Genomic DNA, 8473 nt, shown 5'->3' with positions numbered 1-8473 from the left:
GGCAAGCCCCTCCACGACACCCTCCGTCAGCACGACGCCCTCCTTCACAAGTGCCCGGCCATCCGCTGCGTACACCGCCCTGGCCACTTTCGCCCCCACGGCGTCAGTAACCTTCACCTGCCTCAATACCCTGCCTCCCACAACGGTGTAGAGCCCTCCCAGTGTAGATATCGTCAGGTCCCGACCGCCCGAGCACCCTTGGCTGGTTTCGCACCACATAGCAACCCAGGGCCAGCCCGGCGTTTGCCGCCGGGCTGGCCCTGGGTTTCATCGTTGACTGCGCGGGGTTACTTGCCCTTGAGCTTCACGTAGGAGGTGCCGATGTACAGGAACTCGACTTTGTCCTCGCGGGCCAGCTCCCGTACCGCGGCATCCACCAGGGGCTTCTTCTCCTTGAGCACCTGGGCGATGTCGTGGCTCTTGGCCTTGTCCACTTTCGCCAGGTACTCCAGCACCCGCGCTTTCAGTTCCTCGCCGGCCGCGTCGGCCATGCTACCATCTCCTCACCACTTGAAGGTGGCTGCGGTGCGGAAGGTGGGGATCGCGAAGGTGAAGTCGTCGATGTGCTTGTCGGTGAACGGGATCTCCGCCAGCTCGAAGAAGCGCTCCCAGCCTATGCGCTCGATCCACTCCCCGTAACGCTCGCCCTTGCGGGCGTTGCGCGCCCAAACCTCCACCAGGTTGCGCACGGCGGCGGTGACTTCCGGCCACCGGGGCGGGTTGTTGGGGAGGTACGGGATGGCCAGGCGCGAGAACATGGGGGCCGTACGGGCGTTGGATACCTTGCCGCCCACGAAGATGGCCACCCCGTCGTTCTCGGGGTCGGCGATCTTCATGCCCGGGCACATGGTGTAGCAGTTGCCGCAGTACATGCAGCGCTCCTCGGTGACCTCCACGCTCTTCAGCTTGGGGTTGGGCCGGATGGCCGCCGTGGGGCAGCTGGCGATGAGAGTCGGGATCTCGCACTGCTTGGAGACGATGTCGTGGTCGATCACGGGCGGCTTGCGGTGGATGCCCACCATGGCGATGTCCGAGCAGTGCACGGCCCCGCACATGTTCAGGCAGCAGGCCAGGGCGATGCGCAGCTTGGCGGGCAGCTTCATGTCCACGAAGTACTCGTAGAGGTCGTCCATGACCGCCTTGACGATTCCCGAGCCATCGGTGGCCGGGGTATGGCAGTGGATCCAGCCCTGGGTGTGGATCATGTTGCTGATGGAGTTGCCGGTACCGCCCACCGGCCAGCCCCTCTCCTTCAGTTCCTGCAGGAGAGGCTCCACCTTGCTCTTGTCCGACACCAGGAACTCGACGTTGTGCCGGCTGGTGAAGCGCAGGTAACCATCACAGTACTTGTCGGCCAGGTCACAGATCTCGCGCACCCGGTCCACGGTCATGAGGCGGGCCGAGCCCACCCTGACGCTGTAAACTTCTGCGCCCGTCTCGGCGACGTGCCGGAGGACGCCCGACCGCACGATCTCGTGGTACTTCCACCGCCCGTAGTTTTCCTTCATCACGGGCGGGAGCATGTCCTTGTAATAGGGAGGCCCTATGTCAGTCTGCGACACTTTTCTCACCCCTCGGGATTGTCAGCATCAGGCTGCTGGAGGACAGACGGCCGGCTGGCGGAGCAAAGACCGCCCGAGCGGGATCAGCCCTGCTCCTTGTGACCGTTGCCCTCCAGCTCCTCCGACCACCAGAAGTAGTAGGGGTTGGCCCGGGGCCGAAACACCATCTGCGGGGCCGGCGGCAGGCCCACCGCCTTGAGGAACTCCCGCATGCCCTTGCGGTAGATGAGCTCGCCCACCCGCTCGCGGGTCTTGGCGTTCTCGTCCCACCACTCCCAGATGCGCCGCAGGAGGTCCTTGAACTCCTCGTAGGGCGGTTCCAGCTTCATGAAGGGGACGATCACCCAGGACAGGAAGGCGGTCTGCAGGATGGTGGCCTTGCCACCGATGAGGATGGTCGCCCCTCTCTCCACTCCCGGACGGAGGGCCCTGGGCATCATGTTGATGCAGTGCATGCAGCGGTTGCACTCTTCGGCCTTGAGCCCCAGTTCCTTCTTTTCGGCATCCCAGGAGAGAGCCCCGGTGGGGCACTTGTGAACGACGGCACGCCCTACGTCCAGGCCCCCGTCCGCGTACTCCCGAACCGCCTCCTGGTCGATGCGGATGGAGTCCCGCCAGGTGCCGATCACGGATAGGTCCGCGCGGGCGACAGCCGCCGCGCAGTCGTTGGGGCATCCCGCCACCTTGATCTTGAACTTGTAGGGCCACATGGGACGGTGCAGTTCGTCCTGGAACGTGTTGGTCACATCGTGACACAGCTCCAGGGTGTCGATGCAGGCCCACTCGCAGCGGGCCGGGCCCACGCAGGCACTGGGGGTCCGCAGGTCCGAACCCGAGCCGCCCAGGTCAAACCCGGCCTCGCTCAGGGCATCGAAGGCGGGCTGCAGGTTCTGGGTGACCGTACCCAGCAGGATGATGTCGCCGGTGGAGCCGTGAAAGTTGGTGAGCCCGCTGCCGTAGGCCTCCCAGATGTCGCACAGTTGCCGCAGCTTCTCGGTGGTGTAGAACCACCCGCTGGGCTGGTTGACGCGCATGGTGTGGAATTCGGCCACGTTCGGGAAAACGTTCCCTACGTCCGAATACCTGCCGATCACTCCTCCCCCGTATCCTCTGACTCCCACGATACCGCCGTGCTTCCAGTGCCCCTTCTTGTCCCGGTAGGACATCTCCAGCTGCCCCAGGGCATCCTGTACGGCGGGCTTGCGCTGGGCGAGTTTCTTCATGTCGGTTATGAAGCTGGGCCACGGGCCCTTCTCCAGCTCGTCCAGCAGCGGCGTCCTGGATTCCGCCATCCAATCACCCCCGTTTCTTTTCCTGCGGGCACCCACTGGCGCCGAACATCTCTGCTGATGCTTTCGCTCGCGCTAGTGGGGACCCGGCCATAGTTATTCACCACAAGCCGGCCGGAATCCTCTCTGGCTGGCCGAATCGCCCGAAAAAGTTCACCCGCTCACAAGCGACGACGCCCACCCCGCCGCCCCTTCCGGCGGCACCGGACCCTCGTGCACGTACCCGCACACCCGGCAACGCCACTTCTTCACCTTCGCACCCCCACTCCCCGCCGCTCAGTAGTTCTCCGCGGCAGGCTCGTAGAAGGCACGGGGGTGGGCGCAGGCCGGGCACACCTCGGGCGCTTCCGTCCCCTCGTACACATAGCCGCAGTTGCGGCAGCGCCAGCGGATGGGCTCCGCCCGGCGGAACACCGTACCCTCCCTCACCCGGGCCAGGAGCTGGCGATAGCGCTGCTCGTGGGCCCTCTCCACCTCGGCCACTTCTTCAAACAGCCGGGCGATCTCGCCGAAACCTTCCTCGCGGGCCTCCCGGGCGAAGTCCCGGTACATGGCGGTCCACTCGTAGCGCTCTCCTTGCGCCGCCGCCTCCAGGTTGACCGCAGTGTCACCGATCAGGCCGAGAGCCCGGGCCCACAGCTTGGCGTGCTCCTTTTCGTTCTCCGCCGTCTCCACGAAAACAGCAGCAATCTGTTCGAAACCTTCTTTCCTGGCCACCGAGGCGAAGAAGGTGTAGCGCGAACGGGCCTCTGATTCCCCCGACAGGGCCGCCTTCAGGTTGCGCTCCGTTTTGGACCCCTTCAGTTCCACGGTCACTCCCCCTTCCGGTCTTCCGCATGCTCGATCCCGTCCGCCTCACCACGCGGGCCTGGGTAAGCCTAAAAGGTTGCCTTCCACAACCCGTGCAGGTTGCAGTAAGCCCGCACCGTCCCTCCCGCCGCCTGCCCCCCGAAGAGAACCTCCCCTATTAACCCATCCTCCAAATCAAGGAAATACGCGAGCCACTGCGTGAAATCCTCCAACGATCGGAATCAAACTATAACGTCTCCCGGCGGTCGGGTCTGCCGCGGAGACCGGGAAGACAGCTTCCCCAGCACGAGGTCAACAGGAACGCGACCTGCCGGGAATACTACGGCGGGGAGGCTGACCTGAGAACCCATGCTAGCCTGTGTGGTGCGCTTGCTGCGGAGGCTTGCCGGCGCAGATCGCGCCGGGCCCTGCCGCAGGCCAGGGGCGGGCACGCCACCGGGGAAAGGGTCACACGGGGCCAGCCTGCGCCCGGGTGCACACCGGAAAGATGAGTACGCGACCAGATAGAATTTCCGCGTCTCTCGCTGACGTAGAGCGGCGGCTGCGCGAGAACCTGGGCTCGCCGCCGGACCTGGTTATCCGGACCCGAAAAAAGTTGGTTAAGGGGTGGCAACGAAGGAGATTTTGATATAGAATAGTGGCGTCAGAAAAGACATACGGGGCTAACCCGACAAAGGCAAACCCGTCGAAAGGCGGGGACGCAAAGCCGCGGGTCTAACGCTCTGACGAGCTATGATGGCCGGGCTGCCGAAGTAGCCCTGAAACTTTTTGGGCTGCTTCCGCACCGGCGGAAGCATTTTCAATTCTACGGGGGTGGGCAACATGGATGACCTGTTATCCACCCGGCAGGGTTTCTGGAGGAGTTGCCATCTCTTCTCACGCGCGAGGTTTACCATGGGGCGGACCGTCATCACGAGAGGGGGGTGGTGCGTGCGGGTTAGCTGGGTGCTTCTTGGGCCGACCGGTGCCTGCGGCGGGGCGGCGCCGGCTGGGGCAGGGTACCCCGCCTGAACTCGGACTGGGTAAGGAGGGAGAAGAGGGTGATGGGCGTGTTTGCGAAGCGGGTGCGCAATGAGAAGGGCTTCACCCTGGTCGAACTCCTCGTGGTGGTGGCCATCATCGCCATCCTGGCCGCGGTGCTCCTGCCCCAGCTCATGGGGTACACCACCAAGGCCCGGGTGTCGCGGACCATGTCCGACCTCGCCACCATGAGGAGCGTTGTGGAGGCATACTGCGCCGATGAGGGCAAGGGCTCGTACCCGGCACCTGACAACACGGCAACGAACCCGAACGGCATCGCGGCCGTGCTCGTGGCCCACGGGGTCAAGTGGACGGGCGACGCGACGGGGATCAAGGACCCCTGGGGCAGCCCGTACTCTTACGACGCCCCGACCACCGGGAGCAACTACCTGTCATTCATCCTGGTGAGCCCGGGACCTGACAAGACGGTGGGCAGCCCGGATGACGTTTACTGCACCAACCAGCAGGCTCCGGTGCAGGGCGACCCCACCGCGGCCAGCCCGCCGCTCGGGGCCACCAAGGTGGCATCCGCGCAGTAGTGCCCGGCGGGCAGGGGGGAGCGGTTCTCCGCTCCCCCCTTCGCCCCGGGGGATAGGGGGTGGCCCTGGTGCTCTACCAGCTTAAGGTCTGGGCCGGCGGCCGGCTGGGGCGGGTGGTGGTGGACGCCCCCGGGCCCAGAGAGGCGGCGCGCGCCGTGTGGCGGCGGATGGGTGCGGGCGTGCTGGTCATCTCCGTCGAGGTGGCGGAGAAGAGGGGGCTTCTCGGCTCCCTGCGCCCCGGGGGCCAGGTGGGTCCCCGGGACCTGGAGCTCTTCTCCGTGAGGTTCGAGTCCATGCTGCGGGCGGGGGTGACGGCGCAGGAGGCCCTGGACGTGCTGGCTGCTCAGACCGAGCGCAGGGCGCTGGCCGCCGCACTGCGGGCGGTGTCCGAGAGTGTACGCGCGGGCTTTCCCCTTTCGGGCGCGCTGCACGCGCACCCCGACGTGTTCCCGGTGGCCTTCTGCCAGACCGTCGCAGCGGCCGAGGAGGCCGGGGCCCTGCCCGAGGCCCTGTCGCGGCTGGCGGCGCACTACGGGCGGGACGCGGCGTTCCGGGAGAAGCTGCGCCAGGCCCTCACGTACCCGGCGGTGGTGTTCTGCCTGGCCCTGGCCGTGACGGGCGGGATGTTCGGCTTCGTGGTCCCGCGGTTTGCCGCCCTGCTCCAGGGCGCCGGGGTGCCCCTGCCAGGGATAACGAGATTCGTGCTGGCGGTGTCCTCCCACGCCGGCTGGGGCGCCACCGCCGCTCTTGCGCTTGTGGCCGCTGGCGCGGCCATTCTGCGCGCCGCGCGGGTGGGTGGCAGGCTGCGCGCTCTCTGGGAGCGGCTTCTCCTCCGGCTGCCTGTCCTGGGCCGGATTGCCTCCCGCTCGGCGGCCGCGCGGGTGTGCCGCAGCCTGGCCCTGCTCCTTGAGACGGGGACTCCCGCCGTGCGCGCCCTGGAGTCCGCCGCCCGGACGGCCGGGTTTTCGCTGCTTGAGTCGGAGCTCGGCAGGGCCCGCGACGCCCTGCAGGGCGGGGGCTCCTTTGCCGCGTCGCTGGAGGGCTCGCGGTTCTTCCCGGGCGCCGCCCGCAAGATGGTGGCGGTGGGCGAGGCCTCGGGGCAGCTGCCGGGGATGCTCTCGCAGGCCGCGCGCCTTCTGGAGCTCGAGGTCGACGGACTCATGCAGCAGCTGCCGCCGTTTGTGGAGACGGCCATGCTGCTGGTGGTCGGGGGCAACGTGGCATTTGTCATGCTCTCTCTGTTCCTGCCCATCGTCACCCTTTACAAGGCGGTCCAGAAGTAGGTGGTTGTGGTGGCCGAGCGGCTGGGCGAGGTCCTGGTCTCGCTGGGCCTGCTCACCCGGGAGCAGTTCGAGGCCGCGCTGCGCGAGCAGGCCCAAAGCGGCAGGCGCCTCGGGGAGATCCTGGTCTCCGGGGGCCTGGTGCGGCCCGACCAGCTCGCGGACGCCCTGGCGCGGGGGGAGGGGCTGGGTCGGGCGCGCCTGGCGGACACCCCGCCCGTCCCCGGGGTGCCCGAGGCGCTGGTCAGGCGGCACCAGGTGTTCCCCTTTGCCCGGGACGGCAACGTCCTCTACGTGGCGATGGCCGACCCCTCCGATGTGGTGGCCCTGGACGACCTGCGCCTTGCCACCGGCTGCCAGGTGGTGTCCGAGGTGGCGAGCCCCGAGGAGGTTGCTCGGGCGGTGCAGAGGTGGTACGGGGCCCCCGGGGTGGAGGAGGCGCTGCGGGTGGCGACCGCGGCCGCCCCGGAGGAGGACGAGGAGGCGGGCGATCCCGACGCCCCCGTGGTGCGGCTGGTGGACGGCCTCATCGAGCAGGCGGTCTCCGAGGGGGCGTCCGACCTGCACCTTGAGCCCGAGCGGGGCCGGACGGTGGTGAGGCTCAGGGTCGACGGGGTGCTGCGGGACGTGATGGAGGTCCCCCGCCGCCTTCACCCCGCCGTGGTGACCAGGGTGAAGGTGATGGCCGGCCTGGACATAGCGGAGCGGAGGCTGCCACAGGACGGCAGGATCCGCCTGCGGTCCCCGCGGCCGGTCGACCTGCGGGTGTCCGTGCTGCCCGCGGTGCACGGCGAGGCGGTGGTGATGCGTGTGCTGGACACGGCGCGGGTGGTCCCCAGCCTGGAGGCCCTGGGTTACGAGCCGGAGGACCTGGCGAGGCTGCGCCGGGCGGTGTCGGCGCCGTACGGGATGGTGCTGCTCACCGGCCCGACGGGATCGGGCAAGACCACCACGCTGTACGCTGCGCTCAAAGAGGTCCTCAGCCGGGAGAAGAACGTGGTGACGGTGGAAGACCCGCCCGAGTATGAGATGCCCGGGGTGAGGCAGGTGGCGGTGAACCCCAGGGCCGGCCTGACGTTCGCCTCCGCCCTGCGCGCCATCCTGCGGCAGGACCCCGACGTGGTGATGGTGGGGGAGATAAGGGACGAAGAGACGGCGAAGATCGCCGTCCAGGCGGCCATGACCGGGCACCTGGTGCTCTCGACGCTTCACACCAACGACGCTGCCTCCGCGCCCGTCAGGCTCGTGGACATGGGGGTGAAGCCGTACCTGGTCGCCTCGTGCCTCTTGTGCGTGGCCGCCCAGCGGCTGGTGCGGGTCGTGTGCCCCCTGTGCGGCGAGAGGTACGAGCTCCCCCCGGACGCTCCCGAGCGGTACGCGCTGGGGCTCGACTCCGAGCCCGCGTACCTGCGCCGGGGCAGGGGCTGCTCCTCCTGCGGAGGTTCCGGCTACCGGGGGCGGACGGCGGTAGCCGAAGTGATGGTGGTCGACCGGGAGGTACGGGAGCTGGTGCGGCGGGGCGCGTCGGCTGACGAGATCCGGGATGCGGCGTCCAAGGGCGGCATGGTCCCCCTGCACGAGGCGGCTGCCGGCAAGGTCCTGGCGGGAGAGACCACGGTTGCGGAGGTGATGCGCGTTGTCTTCTCGGGGCTGGAGTGAGAGGGGGGCCTTTACCCTGGCCGGGGTGCTCCTGGCCGGGGCCATCCTGGCGGCCTGCGCCCTCGCCGTGGCGGGGCCCCTGGCGCGCGGCCTCCAGGATGCGGGGGCTTCCTCCCCGGGCAGCCGGGCCGTCTACCTGGCCCAGGAAAGGGCGGAGGAGTTGAAGGCCGTGCCCTGGGCGGAGCTGGTGTCCGAGCCCCGCGCGGAGGTCCCCGGCTTTCCCGGGTTCTACCGTGAGGTGAGGGTGTCCGAAGCCGGCCCTCCCCCGAAAACGCCGCTACGCCGCGCACTCCAGATCCTGGAGGTCAACTTTG

Annotated in this window: 8 protein-coding genes and 1 riboswitch; of the genes, 4 read left to right on the top strand and 4 right to left on the bottom strand. The window is 68.2% G+C overall.

All coding sequences use genetic code 11. The features are described from left to right. Positions 1-287 precede the first annotated feature (287 nt). The 4 genes from QME70_13945 to QME70_13930 all read right to left on the bottom strand — a co-directional run bounded on the left by QME70_13945 (position 288) and on the right by QME70_13930 (position 3661). Positions 288-491 carry a hypothetical protein gene (locus QME70_13945; GenBank protein ID MDI6895667.1) on the bottom strand — a complete coding sequence of 68 codons (204 nt, stop codon included), beginning with the start codon at positions 489-491 and terminating at the stop codon, positions 288-290. Between the two features lie 12 nt (positions 492-503). Further along, entirely contained in the window at positions 504-1562 is a 1059-nt protein-coding gene (gene dsrB, locus QME70_13940) for a dissimilatory-type sulfite reductase subunit beta (GenBank protein ID MDI6895666.1), read from the bottom strand. An 83-nt stretch (positions 1563-1645) separates the two neighbouring features. Beyond that, positions 1646-2854, bottom strand: coding sequence for a dissimilatory-type sulfite reductase subunit alpha (dsrA, locus tag QME70_13935; protein MDI6895665.1), 1209 nt, complete (start codon positions 2852-2854; stop codon positions 1646-1648). A gap of 273 nt (positions 2855-3127) precedes the next feature. After that, positions 3128-3661: a rubrerythrin family protein gene (locus tag QME70_13930; GenBank protein MDI6895664.1), complete on the bottom strand. Its 534-nt coding sequence runs from the start codon at positions 3659-3661 to the stop codon at positions 3128-3130. 665 nt (positions 3662-4326) lie between these two features. Beyond that, positions 4327-4413: riboswitch (cyclic di-GMP riboswitch) on the top strand. Between the two features lie 291 nt (positions 4414-4704). Between QME70_13930 and QME70_13925 the strand changes: the two genes are divergently transcribed. The 4 genes from QME70_13925 to QME70_13910 form a co-directional block, all read left to right on the top strand. After that, complete coding sequence (locus QME70_13925) at positions 4705-5220, top strand: prepilin-type N-terminal cleavage/methylation domain-containing protein (protein MDI6895663.1); 516 nt, start codon at positions 4705-4707, stop codon at positions 5218-5220. Positions 5221-5279: 59 nt separating this feature from the next. Continuing rightward, the gene (locus QME70_13920; GenBank protein MDI6895662.1) at positions 5280-6503 is read left to right on the top strand and encodes a type II secretion system F family protein; all 1224 of its coding nucleotides are present in this window, start codon (positions 5280-5282) and stop codon (positions 6501-6503) included. Further along, positions 6504-8159: a GspE/PulE family protein gene (locus QME70_13915; GenBank protein MDI6895661.1), complete on the top strand. Its 1656-nt coding sequence runs from the start codon at positions 6504-6506 to the stop codon at positions 8157-8159. Further along, on the top strand, positions 8137-8473 hold a 337-nt coding region (locus QME70_13910), incomplete at its 3' end, for a hypothetical protein (GenBank protein ID MDI6895660.1). The genes QME70_13915 and QME70_13910, both read left to right, overlap by 23 nt.

This window comes from Bacillota bacterium (genome assembly GCA_030019365.1).
In the GTDB taxonomy this organism is placed as follows: domain Bacteria; phylum Bacillota; class Sulfobacillia; order JACIYH01; family JACIYH01; genus JACIYH01.
Note: the sequence above shows the minus strand (reverse complement) of the source record. Positions and strands in the feature narration are given on the sequence as shown.

Excerpts from the sequence above, each read along its gene's own strand:
- QME70_13945 (MDI6895667.1), bottom strand. The coding sequence starts at position 491 with ATGGCCGACGCGGCCGGCGAGGAACTGAAAGCGCGGGTGCTGGAGTAC.
- dsrA (MDI6895665.1), bottom strand. The coding sequence starts at position 2,854 with ATGGCGGAATCCAGGACGCCGCTGCTGGACGAGCTGGAGAAGGGCCCG.
- QME70_13925 (MDI6895663.1), top strand. The coding sequence starts at position 4,705 with ATGGGCGTGTTTGCGAAGCGGGTGCGCAATGAGAAGGGCTTCACCCTG.